Genomic DNA, 16040 nt, shown 5'->3' on the forward strand with positions numbered 1-16040 from the left:
CGCCAGCGAAGTGCGCACCCTCGCCCAGCGCTCGGCGGCTGCCGCCAAAGAGATCAAGGGCCTGATCGACGACTCCGTCGGCAAGGTTGCCGAGGGCTCCAGCCTGGTCCACCAGGCCGGCAGCACCATGGGCGAGATCGTCGCCTCGGTGCAGCGCGTGACCGACATCATGGCCGAGATTTCCGCCGCCTCGCAGGAGCAGAGCGCGGGCATCGAGCAGGTCAACCAGACCGTGGTGCAGATGGACGAAACCACCCAGCAGAACGCCGCGCTGGTGGAGGAAGCCACCGCTGCCGCACGTGCGATGGAAGACCAGGCCGCACAGCTTGCAGATGCCGTGGCGATCTTCCGGCTCGACAACCAGGTCTCGGCCGCGATGCAGGCCGTTGCCGCGCGGGTCGAGCCGGCGAGAGTCACCACCGTGGCACCTCCGCAGCCAAGCCGCGCGGCAGCACCTGCACCGATATCGCCACGTCGTAGCAGCAACGCCGGCACCTTCGTCGCCAGCGACAGCGACTGGCAGGAATTCTGAGACCCACCCGTAGCGGCTTCGGCCGCTGCCCCCGCCGATGGACACGTCCCCCGTGCAAAGTCCTACTCCCATCGTTACCGGCCCACGCGAATTCGAGTTCGCCGACCGTGATTTCCGCCGCGTCTGCGACCTGATCTACCAGCGCGTGGGCATTGCGCTTGCGCCGGCAAAGCGCGACATGGTCTATGGCCGCCTTTCGCGCCGCCTGCGCACGCTGGGCATGCGCAGCTTCCAGCAGTACCTGGACCATCTGGAGCAGGAAGATGGTGACGAGTGGCAGGCGTTCACCAACGCCCTGACCACCAATCTGACCTCGTTCTTCCGCGAACCGCACCACTTCGACAAGCTGCGCGAAGAACTGCAGCAGCGCTCCAGCCGCACGCCGTTGCTGCTGTGGTCGTGCGCGGCGTCCACCGGCGAAGAGCCCTATTCGATGGCGATCACCGCGTGCGAGGCCTTTGGCACCCTGAAGCCGCCGGTACGCATCATCGCCACTGACGTCGACACCCAGGTGCTGGCCACCGCCGGCCGTGGCGTCTACAACATCGATCGCGTCGCCAGCCTCGATCCGGACCTGCGCCGCCGCTACTTCCAGCGTGGCAGCGGTCCCAACGAGGGGCAGTGCCGCGTGCTGCCGGCGCTGCGCGAGCTGATCGAGTTCCGTCCACTGAACCTGCTCGCCCCGCGCTACGACGTCGGCGGCCCGTTCGACGCGCTGTTCTGCCGCAATGTGATGATCTACTTCGACAAGCCGACCCAGCGCGCTATCCTCGGCCGCCTGGTGCAACACCTGGCCGACGATGGCCTGCTCTACACCGGACACTCGGAGAACTACCTGCACGCCGCCGACCTGATCCAGCCCTGCGGGCGCACCCTGTACCGCCGCGCGGCAAAGGCCGGCGCATGAACGCCTCACTGCGTACCGACGACGTGATGCGCTACCAGGATGCACGCTTCCAGACCCTTGCCGCCAAGCTGCTGCCCACCCAGTACCTGGTGGTCGATGACACCACCGCGCTGACCACCACCCTGGGTTCGTGCGTGGCCGCCTGCCTGCGCGACCCGGTGCTGAAGATCGGCGGCATGAACCACTTTCTGCTGCCCGAGGGCAACGCCGGCGACGGCGCGCCCGCGCGTTACGGCAGCTATGCGATGGAACTGCTGATCAACGACATGCTCAAGCGCGGCGCGCACCGCAAGCGCATCGAGGCCAAGGTGTTCGGCGGCGCCAACGTACTGAAGGGCTTCACCAGCAATCCGGTCGGTACCCGTAACGCCGAGTTCGTGCGCCAGTACCTGCAGGCCGAGCATATTCCTATCATCGCCGAGGATCTGTGCGGCATCCATCCGCGCAAGATCTGGTTCTTCGCCGACACCGGCCGCGTGGTGGTGCAACGCCTGCCGCATGCCCACGAAGCCGAAGTGGCTGCCACCGAATCGGCAGTGCGTGCGCGCCTGTCCAAGGCCCCGGTCACCGGTGGCGTGGAGTTGTTCGAATGACCCTGACCGGCAACGCCCCCTGCCGGGTCCTGATCGTCGACGACTCCGCCGTCGTGCGCCAGATGCTCACGGAAATCCTGTCCAGCGATCCGGCCATCGACGTGGTCGGCACCGCTGCCGACCCGCTGCTGGCACGCGAGAAGATCAAGCGCCTGGCCCCGGACGTGATCACGCTGGACGTGGAAATGCCACGCATGGACGGCCTCGCCTTCCTGGAAAACCTGATGCGGCTGCATCCACTGCCTGTGGTGATGATTTCCTCGTTGACCGAGCGCGGCGCCGATACCACGCTGCAGGCACTGGCACTGGGTGCCGTGGACTTCGTCTCCAAGCCCAAGCTGGACGTCGCACGCGGCCTGCAGGGCTACGCCGACGAGATCATCGCCAAGGTGAAGATGGCGGCGCGCTCGCGGGTGCGCCCGCTGGTGCGTGCTGCCGCTCCGAAACTCCTGCTGGAAGCAGCTCCTGCAATGCGCCCGGCTGCACCGCAGTTCCGCACCACCGACCGCCTGATCGCGATTGGTTCTTCGGCCGGCGGCACCGAGGCGCTGCGCGTGGTGCTGGAAGGCATGCCGGCCGATGCGCCTGCCGTGGTGATGACCCAGCACCTGCCTGCCAGCTTCAGCAGCGCCTTCGCCGAGCGCCTGGACCGGCACTCCGCGATGGCCGTGCGTGAGGCCAGCGACGGCGAGGCAGTGCTGCCTGGCCATGCCTACCTGCCACCGGGTGGCAAGCACCTGCGGATCATCCGCGACGGTGCGCGCTGGCGCTGCCGCGTCGACGATGGCCCTGCGGTGAACCGTCACAAGCCCGCGGTGGACGTGCTGTTCCGTTCGGTCGCGCAGAGCGCGGGCGGCAACGCCATCGGCGCCATCCTCACCGGCATGGGTGACGATGGCGCGCGCGGCCTGCTGGAAATGCGCCAGGCCGGCGCGCCGACGCTGGTGCAGGACGAGGCCACCAGCGTGGTCTGGGGCATGCCCGGTGCAGCGTTCAAACTCGGCGCCGCTGAGGAACAGGTGCCACTGGAACGGATTGCCGAGCGGCTGCTGGCGCTCGCTCGCGGCTGATAGCGCGCCCCGGCTCAAGGACACCGCGGGCAGTAGATCCACGCCATGCGTGGATGCCTTTGTAGAGTCGAGCCGCGCTCGACTCATCGCGCATCGCACGAACAGCAGCCAAGCATGGACTCGGCGCTACAGGCCATCAGGCAACAAGAAAAGGTGCCGGCTTTCATCGGGGTTCTTCGTTTCAACGCGCTACCCGCATGTGTGCTTTGATAGCGGTATTGCACAAGGAATGCTGCACATGATCAAAGGCATATGGAAGGCCGCCCTGGCGGCCGTACTGCTTTCATTGCCACTGGCACCCGCCAGCGCCAGTGGCGATCTGTTCTACTTCGAGGCCAAGCAGGGTGATGTGTTCTTCATGCTGATGCTGGTGGGTCGCGAAGATCCCGGCGCGGTAAGCGTCAGCTGGAAAGGCCCGTCTATCCCGCCGTACCCCAACGTGCATCGCCGCTACTACATCGAATTCAACCGTGCAAAGCGCCAGGCCTACGTGCGTCCACTTGACCGAGATGGACTGCCTTGGTTCGAGATGGATGTCTCCGGTAAGAGCGGCAACGTGCTGATCGGCGGCCGTCGGCTGGAAGGCAGCGCAGACTGGACCGTGCAGTAGCGCCGGAAGCCTGAGCGTTGCGTTGTTTCCAACACGCCCAGATCTTTCATTTGGATCGCACCAGGCTCCAGCCATACCAAGCAGTCAATGGTCCGACTATTGGCTGGGACGAGGATGCAGACGCCCCAGAACGGTCCCGTCGAGCTTGATCAGCTCCAAGGTCTGATCTGTCTTCAACGTCTCAAACAGACCATCCGGTCGAGAATGAATCGATAGAAATCCCTGTTCGAACAGCGTCGTTTCTGTGTCCGGGTCAAGAAAATTAACCGTAATATCACCGGCACTGTTTCGCTCACGCACTGAAACCAGGCCTTTCGAAACATTCACGTAGCCGTAGCGGGGCGCCAGCCTCCACCGCCCCGACTCATCCAGAAGACCCCAACGGCCACGTAGTGAGAGCGCATAGACTCTTGTTCCATCCGCCAAAAAATCCGGCAAGGGATCATGCAGCGTGAAATCGGCCACCGCATTGCCACGCAGATCGAGTATGTGATACCCGGGGTCATATCCCGGCCGTTCGAATGCCGCGACCAGATTCGGACCCAATGGTCTTATTCGACGGTAGCGAGGAGGAATCAGCCAAGCACCCGTAGCATCTATTACACCCCATCCTCCATCGGCTTGGGCCAACAGCAGTTGGTCATCCAGCCCTTCCGCGGTTTGAAAAGGCGCAAGTCGGTAGTACAGGGAAGACGAGATGCTGCCATCTTCCAGCATCATGAAACGCACCCCCGCTTCGCCGGGCTTTTGATACTCGACGATCCTGCGGTTCAACGGATGCAGGCCTGCAGCGCGTTGCAGGGAGCGCAGCGACCCATCCAGGCCTACAACGTATTCATCATCTTCCGAACTGAAGATTACATACCCCACTCGTTCAGCGAACTCATCTGTCTTCATACAGTGGCCTGCAGGCGTCGGAAACATCAAACCCGCGCGCGTGAAATGCAGGCACTGGCCGTCTTCGGCTACCGCAGAAAGCAGGTACCCACCCCGACCAAACTTGAACCGATATCGACCCATGGGCGCCACTTGCACCCCGTGGGGATCCAGCACCGTGTCGTTCCCGCCCTGGGTGGCGAGCGCGAAACCCGAACTGTTGAAGGTCATCTGATCGTAGTCCTGGCGCCCTATGCCTGCCAGTGATCGATCAACCAGGCCAAAGTGGACACCATCGCGCGAAGCGATGGCCACTTCCCCCTCATGACCCACGGGACCAAAGCTACCAAAGACACTGAAAACGGGACCGGACCTGCCCTTTGCGTCAAGGAAGTGGGTCGTGCAGCGCCGCTTTTCACTGTTGCAGAGTTCTACAGCCGGGTTTCCTGCCCAGGACGCCGAGCGCAGGAGATCGATCTCGCCTTTCTCCTCAAACCGACGCACCAATCGGCCTCGTGCATTGAAGAAGTCGATTCGCGTGTACGCCTTGGGCGGGCTCCGCAGCAATACCTTGGCTTCGATCATCCCGTTGCCATGTACCTCAACCGAGTCGTAATGCGCTTCAAGGACGATACGCCCTTCTGAATTCATGACGCCCCTGTTCTCCCCCCTTTCGAAGACCGCCACCCCATTTTTGAAGGGGCGGAGGTATTGCATTCCCCGATGCTCGGCAAGTTGCCGACCGGTGCCATCCAGCACCACGCAGCGGCCCTCATGACAGAGGCCGTGGCGTGTAGTCCTGTCGAAACGTGGCGGCGGCTCGGTGGGCTGTAGCATTGCAGGCGCCGACGTTGCCCCTGCCGATGGCGCAATGGTCAGAAGTGCAGAGGCCAGCAGAATGCCCAACGCCTGGGTGGTGACGGTGCGGCGATGGGTAGGACTGGGAGGCAGCAGGAATGAGCGGCGCATCTTGCGCAGGACCGAAATTGTGGGCATCCACGGTAGGCGCGATGCATCTCTACTGAAATGCAACTTCTACGAAAGTGGCCCGTCCACAAAAAACCCCCGGTTCTCACCGGGGGTTCTTCCTTTCAACGGGATGCCGGCCAGCGGCCGGCACTACCGCATCAGGCAGCGACCGTGCTGGCCACGTCCTGGTATTCCTCGATCTGGTCGAAGTTCATGTAGCGGTAGATCTCCGCACCATTGGCGTTGATCACGCCGATGTCCGCCATGTACTCCTCCTTGGTCGGGATGCGGCCCAGGCGCGAGCAGATCGCCGCCAGTTCCGCCGAACCCAGGTACACGTTGGTGTTGCGGCCCAGACGGTTCGGGAAGTTGCGGGTCGAGGTCGACATCGCGGTGGAGCCTTCGCGGATCTGCGCCTGGTTGCCCATGCACAGCGAGCAGCCCGGCATTTCCATGCGTGCGCCGGTAGCGCCGAAGGTGCCGTACACGCCTTCCTTGGTCAGCTCCGAGGCGTCCATCTTGGTCGGCGGGGCCACCCACAGGCGGGTCGGCAGGTCACGCTTGCCTTCCAGCAGCTTGGCAGCGGCGCGGAAGTGGCCGATGTTGGTCATGCACGAACCGATGAACACCTCGTCGATCTTGGCACCGGCCACTTCGGACAGGGTCTTCACGTCGTCCGGGTCGTTCGGGCAGGCCACGATCGGCTCGTGGATGTCAGCAAGGTCGATTTCGATGACGGCGGCGTACTCGGCGTCCGCATCCGGCTCCAGCAGCTGCGGGTTGGCCAGCCACGCTTCCATCTTCTCGATACGGCGCTGCAGCGAGCGCGGATCCTGGTAACCCTCGGCAATCATCCACTTCAGCAGGGTGATGTTGCTGGTCAGGTACTCGATGATCGGCTCCTTGTTCAGGCGCACCGAGCAACCTGCCGCCGAACGCTCGGCCGAGGCGTCGGACAGTTCGAACGCCTGTTCGACCTTCAGCTCCGGCAGGCCTTCGATTTCCAGGATACGGCCGGAGAAGATGTTCTTCTTGCCCGCCTTGGCCACGGTCAGCAGGCCCGACTTGATCGCGTACAGCGGGATCGCGTTGACCAGGTCACGCAGGGTCACGCCCGGCTGCATCTTGCCCTTGAAGCGCACCAGCACCGACTCCGGCATGTCCAGCGGCATCACGCCGGTGGCAGCGGCGAAGGCGACCAGGCCCGAGCCGGCCGGGAACGAAATACCCACCGGGAAACGGGTGTGCGAGTCACCGCCGGTGCCGACCGTGTCCGGCAGCAGCATGCGGTTGAGCCAGCTGTGGATCACGCCGTCGCCCGGGCGCAGGGAAACGCCGCCACGGGTGGAGATGAACTCCGGCAGAGTGTGGTGCGTCTTCACGTCCACCGGCTTCGGGTAAGCGGCGGTGTGGCAGAACGACTGCATCACCAGGTCGGCCGAGAAGCCCAGGCAGGCCAGGTCCTTCAGCTCGTCACGGGTCATCGGGCCGGTGGTGTCCTGCGAGCCGACCGAGGTCATCTTCGGTTCGCAGTAGGTGCCCGGGCGCATGCCCTGGCCTTCCGGCAGGCCACAGGCGCGACCAACCATCTTCTGCGCCAGCGAGAAGCCCTTGCCGGTATCGGCCGGCTGCACCGGCAGGCGGAACAGGTCGGTCGGGGCCAGGCCCAGCGCTTCGCGCGCCTTGCCGGTCAGGCCACGGCCGATGATCAGCGGGATGCGGCCACCGGCACGCACTTCGTCGAACAGCACGTCGGACTTGACCTGGAACTCGGCGATCACTTCGCCGTTCTTCAGCGCCTTGCCTTCGTACGGACGCAGCTCGATGACATCGCCGTGCTCCATCTTCGACACGTCCAGCTCGATCGGCAGCGCACCGGCATCTTCCATGGTGTTGTAGAAGATCGGGGCGATCTTGCCGCCCAGGCACACGCCGCCAGCGCGCTTGTTCGGGATGTACGGAATGTCATCGCCGGTCCACCACAGCACGCTGTTGGTGGCCGACTTGCGCGAGGAGCCGGTGCCGACCACGTCGCCGACGTAGGCGACCAGGTGGCCCTTGTCCTTCAGCGACAGGATCTGCTGGATCGGGCCGCGCTTGCCGTCTTCTTCCGGGGTGAACGGCGCGTCGTCGCGCTTGTTCTTCAGCATCGCCAGCGCGTGCATCGGAATGTCCGGGCGGGTGGTCGCGTCCGGTGCTGGCGACAGGTCATCGGTGTTGGTTTCGCCCGGCACCTTGAACACGGTGACGGTCAGGCTCTGCGGCACTTCCGGGTTGCTGGTGAACCACTCGGCATCGGCCCAGCTCTGCAGCACGGCCTGGGCGTTGGCGTTGCCGGCCTTGGCCTTCTCCTGCACGTCATGGAACGCATCGAACACCAGCAGGGTCTTCTTCAGGCCGTTGGCGGCGATGGTGCCGACGCTGGCGTCGTCCAGCAGCTGCACCAGCGGTGCAACGTTGTAGCCGCCGAGCATGGTACCCAGCAGTTCGGTGGCGCGCTCGCGGCTGATCAGCCGGTTCTGCTCGCTGCCCAGCGCGATCGCCGCCAGGTACGAGGCCTTGACCTTGGCCGCGTCATCGACGCCGGCCGGCACGCGGTGGGTCAGCAGGTCGAGCAGGAACTCGGCCTCACCCTGCGGCGGGTTCTTCAGCAGTTCGATGACATCGGCCGTCTGCTGCGCGCTCAGCGGCAGCGGCGGGATGCCAAGCGCAGCGCGCTCGGCGACGTGGTGGCGGTAGGCTTCCAACATGACAACTCCCGGGTAATGCGTAGGTTGAAAAATCAAAAGTGGGCTCAGGCGTGCGGCACGATCAGCTTCAGGCCCTTGAAGTAGTCGCGGTAAAACGTGTCGTTCCAGGTGATCAGGCCGTCGCACTGCAGCAGTGCGTGGGCGCCGACCATGAATTCGTCCAGGCTGCGACGGCTACCGCCGCGCTGGCGGTGACGGCGGTGCATCTCGCCGGCGCGCAGCGCCGACTTGGCTTCCATCGGGTTGAAGTGCACGCCCATCTCTTCCAGCGCTTCGAGCACCTCGGCACCACCGCGCAGCGATGCGCACACTTCGGCGAGGGTTGCGCCACAGACCACCACGCGGCCACCGACCAGGCTCTGCCGGAGGATGGCTTCCACGGCATCGGCCTGCGGGCCATTGCTGAGCAGCTCGACCAGCACCGGCGAATCGACGGCGATCATCACGGCTTACTCCTCGTCACGCACCGCGCGCACGGCCGCGTCGGATGACTCGAAGCCGTCCAGCGCGAACTTGCCGCGCGCCCGTGAAATGGCATCGTCAACACTCTTGCGCAGGATGATGCGGCTGCCGTCCAGCTCGACCTTCAGCAGCGTGCCCTTGGTCAGGCCGAGGGCATCACGCACCGCCTTGGGCAGGGTGATCTGTCCGCGTTCTGCAACGGTGGCTTCCATCAGTAGGCCCTCCAGAGTATGCACAAATTATACATACTTCCCCGGGCATACTTCCACCCTGAACAGGACCGGCGCACCGCCAGCCCTTGCCTCGCAAAGGATCGGCCACAAACGTGACATACGCCATACACCTTCCCCTGTAGTCTGGAACCGATGCCGCAGGCCGGAACCCGGCCCGGATGAATCCATTCAGTCTGGAGTTCATACTGGGACCACCGGGGCCGCCAGGCCCGCGGCGACCGCAAGCAGGCCCGCTCATGTGCGGGCCAGAGCAAGCCATCCGCAAGAAGGAGTTACCCCGCATGAGCGATTCGTTCTCCACCCGCAGCCAGCTGAACGTCGGTGGCAAGACCTACGACTACTTCAGCCTGCCCACGCTGGGCCAGCGCTTCGATATCTCCCACCTGCCCTACTCGATGAAGATCCTGCTGGAGAACCTGCTCCGGCACGAGGACGGCGGCATCACTGTCGGCAAGGACCACATCGAAGCCGTGGCCCGCTGGAACCCGGCGGCCGAGCCGGACACCGAGATCGCGTTCATGCCGGCGCGCGTGGTCCTGCAGGACTTCACCGGCGTGCCCTGCGTGGTCGACCTGGCCGCGATGCGCGATGCGGTGGTCAAGCTCGGCGGCAAGCCGGAGCAGATCAACCCGCAGATTCCCTCCGAACTGGTCATCGACCACTCGGTGCAGGTCGATGTGTTCGGCAAGCCCGACGCGCTGGACCTCAACGGCAAGATCGAGTTCCAGCGCAACCAGGAACGCTATGGCTTCCTGCGCTGGGGCCAGAAGGCCTTCGACAACTTCAAGGTGGTGCCACCCAACACCGGTATCGTCCACCAGGTGAACCTGGAAAACCTGGCCCGCGTGGTGATGACCGCGCAGAAGGATGGCAAGGACATTGCCTACCCCGACACCGTGTTCGGTACCGACAGCCATACCACCATGATCAACGGCATCGGCGTGCTCGGCTGGGGCGTGGGTGGCATCGAAGCGGAGGCCGCCATGCTCGGCCAGCCGTCGTCGATGCTGATCCCGCAGGTGGTCGGCTTCAAGCTGACCGGCAAGCTGCCCGAGGGCGCCACCGCCACCGACCTGGTGCTGACCGTCACCCAGATGCTGCGCAAGCTGGGCGTGGTGGGCAAGTTCGTCGAGTTCTACGGTGACGGCCTGCAGCACCTGCCGCTGGCCGACCGCGCCACCATCGGCAACATGGCCCCGGAGTACGGCGCCACCTGCGGCATCTTCCCGATCGACGCGGAATCGCTGAATTACCTGCGCCTGTCGGGCCGCAGCGAAGAGCAGATCAACCTGGTCGAGGCCTACGCCAAGGCGCAGGGCCTGTGGCACGAACCCGGCAGCCCGCACGCCCAATACAGCAGCACGCTGGAACTGGACATGGGCACGGTGAAGCCGTCGCTCGCCGGCCCGAAGCGCCCGCAGGACCGCGTGCTGCTGGAAGACGTGCAGAAGAACTACCGCGAAGCGCTGGTCGGCATGACCGCCAACCGTGACAAGCGCAGCGAGGACGTTGCCACCTTCGTCAACGAAGGCGGCGGCGCCGCGGTCGGCAACGAGCAGCTGACCAAGGGCTTCGCCGACATCGAGATCGAAGGCCGCAAGGTGCGGCTGAAGGATGGCGCGGTGGTGATCGCGGCCATCACCTCCTGCACCAACACCTCCAACCCGGCGGTGATGATCGGTGCCGGCCTGCTGGCCCGCAACGCGGCCGCCAAGGGCCTGAACCGCCAGCCGTGGGTCAAGACCTCGCTCGGCCCAGGCTCGCGCGTGGTGACCGATTACCTGGAAAAGGCCGGCGTGCTGAAGGAGCTGGAGAAGATCGGCTTCTACGTGGTCGGCTACGGCTGCACCACCTGCATCGGCAACTCCGGCCCGCTGCCGACCGAAGTCAGCGCCGGCATTGCCGCCGGCGACCTGGTGGTCACCTCGGTGCTGTCGGGCAACCGCAACTTCGAGGGCCGCGTGCACCCCGAAGTGAAGATGAACTACCTGGCCAGCCCGCCGCTGGTGGTGGCCTATGCCATCGCCGGCACCACCGACATCGACCTGACCACCCAGCCGCTCGGCACCGGCAGCGACGGCCAGCCGGTGTTCCTGCGCGACATCTGGCCGAGCAACAAGGAAATCGGCGACGTCATCGCCGCCACCATTGGCCCGGAGATGTTCAAGCAGAACTACGCCGATGTGTTCAAGGGTGACACCCGCTGGAACACCATCGCCTCGCCGGACGGCAACCTGTACGAGTGGAGCGACGCCTCCACCTACATCAAGAACCCGCCCTACTTCGATGGCATGACCATGCAGACCGGCAGCATCGACGACGTGCACGGCGCACGCGTGATGGGCCTGTTCGGCGACTCGATCACCACCGACCACATTTCCCCGGCCGGCAACATCAAGAAGGACTCGCCGGCAGGCCGCTTCCTGCAGGAGCGCGGCGTGCAGCCGGCCGACTTCAACAGCTACGGCAGCCGTCGCGGCAACGATGACGTGATGGTCCGCGGCACCTTCGCCAACATCCGCATCAAGAACCTGATGTTCGGTGGCGAGGAAGGCGGCAACACCCTGTACTACCCGACCGGTGGTGGCCAGCCGGAAAAGCTGGCGATCTACGACGCGGCCATGAAGTACAAGGCCGACAAGGTGCCGCTGGTGGTGCTGGCCGGCAAGGAATACGGCACCGGATCGTCGCGTGACTGGGCGGCCAAGGGCACCCTGCTGCTGGGGGTGAAGGCGGTCATCGCCGAGAGCTTCGAGCGCATCCACCGCTCCAACCTGGTCGGCATGGGCGTGCTGCCGCTGCAGTTCCGCAACGGCGAGAACGCACAGACGCTGGGCCTGGACGGCTCGGAAGTGATCGACATCACCGGCCTGCAGGACGGTGCCAGCAAGCGCGCCACGGTCACCGCGACCAAGGCCGATGGCACGAAGAAGACCTTTGAGGTCTCGGTAATGCTGCTGACCCCGAAGGAAGTCGAGTACTTCCGTCATGGCGGCCTGCTGCAGTACGTGCTTCGCCAGCTGGCAGCCAAGTAATGGGTAACGCCGGGCCATGCCCGGCGAATCCCGGGAGCAAACAGCAAGGGCCGGATCCTCACGGATCCGGCCCTTGCTGTTTCACCGCAGCCAGGCATGGCCTGGCTCTACTGCCTCATCGGCGGCATCGGGATGGATGCCGGATGCCCGCTCAGCGGCGCGGCGCATCCGGGTCGGTGCGCAGGGCCTTCAACAGGCCCCACATGTAGAACGCCAGGGTGAACGAGAACGGCAGGCCGCACAGCACCACCGCCGTCTGCATCGCGCTGAAATTGCCAGCCAGCAGCAGGCCGACGCTGGCCACAGTGATGCCGGCGGCCCAGAACACGCGCAGCCAGATCGGCGCGTCATGGCCATCTTCCACGCCATCGTCAACGCGACGGGTGCACAGGTTGGCGATCATCAGCGTGCCCGAGTCGACCGGGGTCAGGAACAGCACGAAGCCGATCACCACCGCAGCACCGGCCACGTACGGCGCCGCAGGCAGGTATTCCAGCAGCTTGAACAAGGTCATCGCTGCATCGTGCTGGGCCACGTCACCCAGGATCGCCTGGCCATGGTTGAGCACCAGGTCGATGGCGGTGTTGCCGAAGATCGACAGCCAGGCCAGGGTGAAGCCGAGCGGGATCAGCAACACGCCCAAGATCACTTCGCGGATGGTGCGGCCGCGCGAGATGCGCGCCACGAAAAGGCCGACGAACGGCGCCCAGGCGATCCACCACGCCCAGTAGAACAGCGTCCACGAACCCATCCACTCACGGCCCTTGGGGTCGTTGAGGTACATGTCGAAGCTCTTGCGCACGAACGCGCCGAGGTAATCGCCGGTGTTCTGGATCAGGCCATCGAACAGGTGCAGGGTCGGGCCGGTGACCAGCACGAACAGCAGCAGGCCACACAGCAGGCGCACGTTGAGGTTGGACAGCCAGGCAATGCCCTTTTCCACGCCAGCGACCACGCCGATGGTGGCCACGACCATCATCACCAGCACGATCACCACCAGCACCTGCGGCGTATCCGGGATGTGGAACAGGTAGACCAGGCCGGACTGCACCACCAGGGCGCCGATGCCGAGGTTGGTCACCATCGAGATCAGCGTGGCCAGAATGCCGAAGCCATCGACCATGTCGCCGATGCGGCCATGAATTCGCTCACCGAAGACCGGGTACAACGCAGAGCGCAGCGCCAGCGGCAGGTCCCGGCGATAGGCGAAATAGCCCAGTGCCACGCCGACCAGCGCATACAGCGCCCAGCCATGCAGGCCCCAGTGCAGGAAGGTCAGCACCATCGCCTCGCGGCCGGCGGCCACGGTGCCGCCGGGCTGCCCGGGCGGGTGCAGGAAATGGTCCAGCGGCTCATAGGCGCCGTAGTACAGCAGCGCGATGCCGATGCCGGCCGAGAACAGCATCGAGACCCAGGCAACATAGCCAAAGGCCGGTGACTCTTCGTTGTGGCCCAGGCGGATGCGGCCGTACGGCGAGAACGCCAGCCACAGCACGAAGCCCAGGCACAGCACGATCAGCAGCATGTACCACCAGCCGAACGCGGCCGAGACCTCGGCCTGCGCCCATTGCAGCCAGTGCTCGCTGCCCTCGGGATAGAGCACGGTGAGCAGCCCGAGGATGCCGATCGACACTGAGGAGCTGAGGAAGACAAAACGGTTCAAGCGCAGGGGCGAACGCTTGGGATGAGCCAGGGAAGACATGGGGTCGTCTCATCAAGTCCGAGGGAGCACATGGGCGGGGCCGGACCGGTAAACCGGGCCCATGGCGTGGGGCGCGAGCGCATCCTATGGTTTATTGATTGAACGTTCAATCAATAAAAAGCATAATGGCGGGCAGCCCGATCCTTCGGGTCGCAAACCGTGGAGAGACAATGCCGAAGAAAGGCGTGGAACCGGTACGGCGCGAACAGCTGATCCGGGCCACTTTCCAGACCATCGACGAGATCGGCATGGCCGATGCCACCGTCGCCACCATCGCGAAGAAGGCGGGGTTGTCCAGCGGCATCGTCGCCCACTACTTCGGCGACAAGGACGGCCTGCTCAATGCTGCAATGCGGCAGATCCTGCGCGAACTGAAGGACGCCGTCGCCCGCTATCGCGCAGACGCCAGCGACAACCCGCGCGAGCAGCTGCGCGCCATCGTCGATGGCAACTTCGACGACAGCCAGATCAACGGCACCGCGATGCGCGTCTGGCTCACCTTCTGGGCCGCCAGCATGCACCAGCCGGAACTGGCCCGGCTGCAGCGCGCCAACGACCAGCGCCTGTTCTCCAACCTGTGCCACCAGTTCAACCGCCTGCTGCCCCACCCGCAGGCCCGCCTGGCCGCCCGCGGCCTGGCCGCGATGATCGATGGCCTGTGGCTGCGCGGCAGCCTGGTCGGCGGCCAGTTCAACGCCGAGAAGTCCCGGCGCATCGCTTACGGCTACATCGACTTCCAGTTGCAGGCTGCCGCGCTATAAGCGCTTCAGCGCCCGCCCCCTTCCAAGGAGTACGCCCCATGACCACCCTGCCCGTCCAACAGCTCTACATCCACGGCCAGCGCGTCGATGCCACCAGCGGCAAGACCTTCAAGACCGTCAACCCGGCCACCGGCGAGGTGATCGCCGAGGTGCAGGTCGCCAGCCAGGCCGACGTCGAACGTGCCGTGCAGAGCGCAGCCGAAGGCCAGAAGGTGTGGGCCGCGATGACCGCCATGGAGCGCTCGCGCATCCTGCGCCGCGCCGTCGAGCTCCTGCGCGAGCGCAACGACGAACTGGCCCACCTGGAAACCCTGGACACAGGCAAGGCGCTGGCCGAGACCACCACCGTGGACATCGTCACCGGTGCCGACGTGGTCGAGTACTACGCCGGCCTGGCCACCGCCATCGAAGGCATCCAGCTGCCGCTGCGCGAATCGAGCTTCTTCTACACCCGTCGCGAGCCGCTGGGCGTGGTCGCCGGCATCGGCGCATGGAACTACCCGATCCAGATCGCCATGTGGAAGTCGGCGCCGGCGCTGGCTGCCGGCAACGCGATGGTGTTCAAGCCGTCGGAAGTGACGCCGCTGACCGCGATCCGGCTGGCCGAAATCTACACCGAAGCCGGCGTGCCGGCCGGCGTATTCAACGTCGTGCAGGGCCCGGGCCGCGAGATCGGCCAGTGGCTGACCGAGCACCCGGTGATCGAGAAGATCTCCTTCACCGGTGGCGTCGCCACCGGCAAGAAGGTCATGGCCAGCGCGGCGTCCTCGTCGCTGAAGGAAGTGACCATGGAGCTGGGCGGCAAGTCACCGCTGGTGATCTGCGATGACGCCGATCTGGACCGCGCCGCCGACATTGCGGTGATGGCCAACTTCTTCAGCTCCGGCCAGGTCTGCACCAACGGCACCCGCGTGTTCGTGCCGCGCAGCATGCTGGCCGCATTCGAGGTGGCCGTCGTCGAGCGCGTCAAGCGCATCCGCATCGGCGACCCGATGGCCGCCGACACCAACTTCGGCCCGTTGACCAGCTTCCCGCACATGGAAAACGTGCTGCGCTACATCGAGAGCGGCAAGGCCGAAGGTGCCCGCCTGCTGACGGGTGGCGGCCGTGTCACCGAAGGTGCGCTGGCCCAGGGCGCCTACGTGCTGCCGACCGTGTTCTCCGACTGCCGCGATGACATGACCATCGTCAAGGAAGAGATCTTCGGGCCGGTGATGAGCATCCTCGCCTATGACGACGAAGACGAAGTGGTGCGTCGTGCCAACGACACTACCTTCGGCCTCGCTGCCGGCGTGGTCAGCAAGGACATCAGCCGCGCCCACCGCATCATCCATCGCCTGGAAGCCGGCATCTGCTGGATCAACACCTGGGGTGAATCGCCGGCCGAAATGCCGGTCGGTGGCTACAAGGAATCCGGCGTCGGCCGCGAGAACGGTATCTCCACCCTCGGCCACTACACCCGTATCAAGTCGGTGCAGGTCGAGCTGGGCGACTACGCCAGCGTGTTCTGACCGGCGCGCCCCGAGCACGCCCCATCGTC

General features: G+C 65.2%; 13 protein-coding genes. 8 read left to right on the forward strand and 5 right to left on the reverse strand.

Annotated elements, in window-relative coordinates:
- From N5E02_RS12360 to N5E02_RS12380, 5 genes are all read left to right on the forward strand, one after another.
- Positions 1-532: methyl-accepting chemotaxis protein (locus N5E02_RS12360; RefSeq protein WP_279946307.1), on the forward strand; the 532-nt coding region annotated here is incomplete at its 5' end.
- A gap of 37 nt (positions 533-569) precedes the next feature.
- A complete protein-coding gene (locus N5E02_RS12365; protein ID WP_049416359.1) occupies positions 570-1439 on the forward strand; it encodes a CheR family methyltransferase in 870 nt (289 codons plus the stop codon).
- On the forward strand, positions 1436-2032 hold the full coding sequence (gene cheD / locus N5E02_RS12370) for a chemoreceptor glutamine deamidase CheD (RefSeq protein WP_005409511.1): 597 nt from the start codon (positions 1436-1438) through the stop codon (positions 2030-2032). Before N5E02_RS12365 ends, cheD begins: the two co-directional genes overlap by 4 nt.
- Positions 2029-3102: a chemotaxis response regulator protein-glutamate methylesterase gene (locus tag N5E02_RS12375; RefSeq protein ID WP_005409510.1), complete on the forward strand. Its 1074-nt coding sequence runs from the start codon at positions 2029-2031 to the stop codon at positions 3100-3102. The genes cheD and N5E02_RS12375 overlap by 4 nt, the downstream gene beginning before the upstream one ends.
- A 238-nt stretch (positions 3103-3340) precedes the next feature.
- Positions 3341-3712, forward strand: coding sequence for a hypothetical protein (locus N5E02_RS12380; protein WP_134731698.1), 372 nt, complete (start codon positions 3341-3343; stop codon positions 3710-3712).
- 96 nt (positions 3713-3808) lie between these two features.
- Here N5E02_RS12380 and N5E02_RS12385 read toward each other — a convergent pair whose 3' ends face one another.
- The 4 genes from N5E02_RS12385 to N5E02_RS12400 all read right to left on the reverse strand — a co-directional run bounded on the left by N5E02_RS12385 (position 3809) and on the right by N5E02_RS12400 (position 8981).
- A complete protein-coding gene (locus N5E02_RS12385; protein WP_262089621.1) occupies positions 3809-5557 on the reverse strand; it encodes a WG repeat-containing protein in 1749 nt (582 codons plus the stop codon).
- A gap of 158 nt (positions 5558-5715) precedes the next feature.
- Positions 5716-8307 (reverse strand): bifunctional aconitate hydratase 2/2-methylisocitrate dehydratase, encoded by a 2592-nt coding sequence (acnB, locus tag N5E02_RS12390; RefSeq protein ID WP_065177630.1) that lies wholly within the window; start codon positions 8305-8307, stop codon positions 5716-5718.
- Positions 8308-8351: 44 nt separating this feature from the next.
- The gene (locus N5E02_RS12395; protein ID WP_005416402.1) at positions 8352-8750 is read right to left on the reverse strand and encodes a type II toxin-antitoxin system VapC family toxin; all 399 of its coding nucleotides are present in this window, start codon (positions 8748-8750) and stop codon (positions 8352-8354) included.
- Between the two features lie 6 nt (positions 8751-8756).
- Positions 8757-8981, reverse strand: a complete 225-nt coding sequence (locus tag N5E02_RS12400; protein WP_005409505.1) for an AbrB/MazE/SpoVT family DNA-binding domain-containing protein — start codon at positions 8979-8981, stop codon at positions 8757-8759.
- A gap of 302 nt (positions 8982-9283) precedes the next feature.
- Here N5E02_RS12400 and acnA point away from each other — a divergent pair, with 302 nt between their 5' ends.
- Positions 9284-12037: an aconitate hydratase AcnA gene (gene acnA, locus N5E02_RS12405; RefSeq protein ID WP_279946308.1), complete on the forward strand. Its 2754-nt coding sequence runs from the start codon at positions 9284-9286 to the stop codon at positions 12035-12037.
- 151 nt (positions 12038-12188) lie between these two features.
- Here the strand turns inward: acnA and N5E02_RS12410 are convergent, their stop codons facing one another.
- The gene (locus N5E02_RS12410) at positions 12189-13739 is read right to left on the reverse strand and encodes a BCCT family transporter (RefSeq protein WP_065184928.1); all 1551 of its coding nucleotides are present in this window, start codon (positions 13737-13739) and stop codon (positions 12189-12191) included.
- Between the two features lie 170 nt (positions 13740-13909).
- On the opposite strand from N5E02_RS12410, the gene betI reads away from it, so the two are divergent.
- Together betI and betB are read left to right on the forward strand one after the other, a co-directional pair.
- Entirely contained in the window at positions 13910-14500 is a 591-nt protein-coding gene (betI, locus tag N5E02_RS12415; protein ID WP_065177626.1) for a transcriptional regulator BetI, read from the forward strand.
- A 38-nt stretch (positions 14501-14538) separates the two neighbouring features.
- Positions 14539-16011 carry a betaine-aldehyde dehydrogenase gene (betB, locus tag N5E02_RS12420; RefSeq protein ID WP_065177625.1) on the forward strand — a complete coding sequence of 491 codons (1473 nt, stop codon included), beginning with the start codon at positions 14539-14541 and terminating at the stop codon, positions 16009-16011.
- Positions 16012-16040: the final 29 nt, after the last annotated feature.

Source organism: Stenotrophomonas sp. GD03777 (genome assembly GCF_029842485.1).
Classification (GTDB): Bacteria; Pseudomonadota; Gammaproteobacteria; order Xanthomonadales; family Xanthomonadaceae; genus Stenotrophomonas; species Stenotrophomonas sepilia.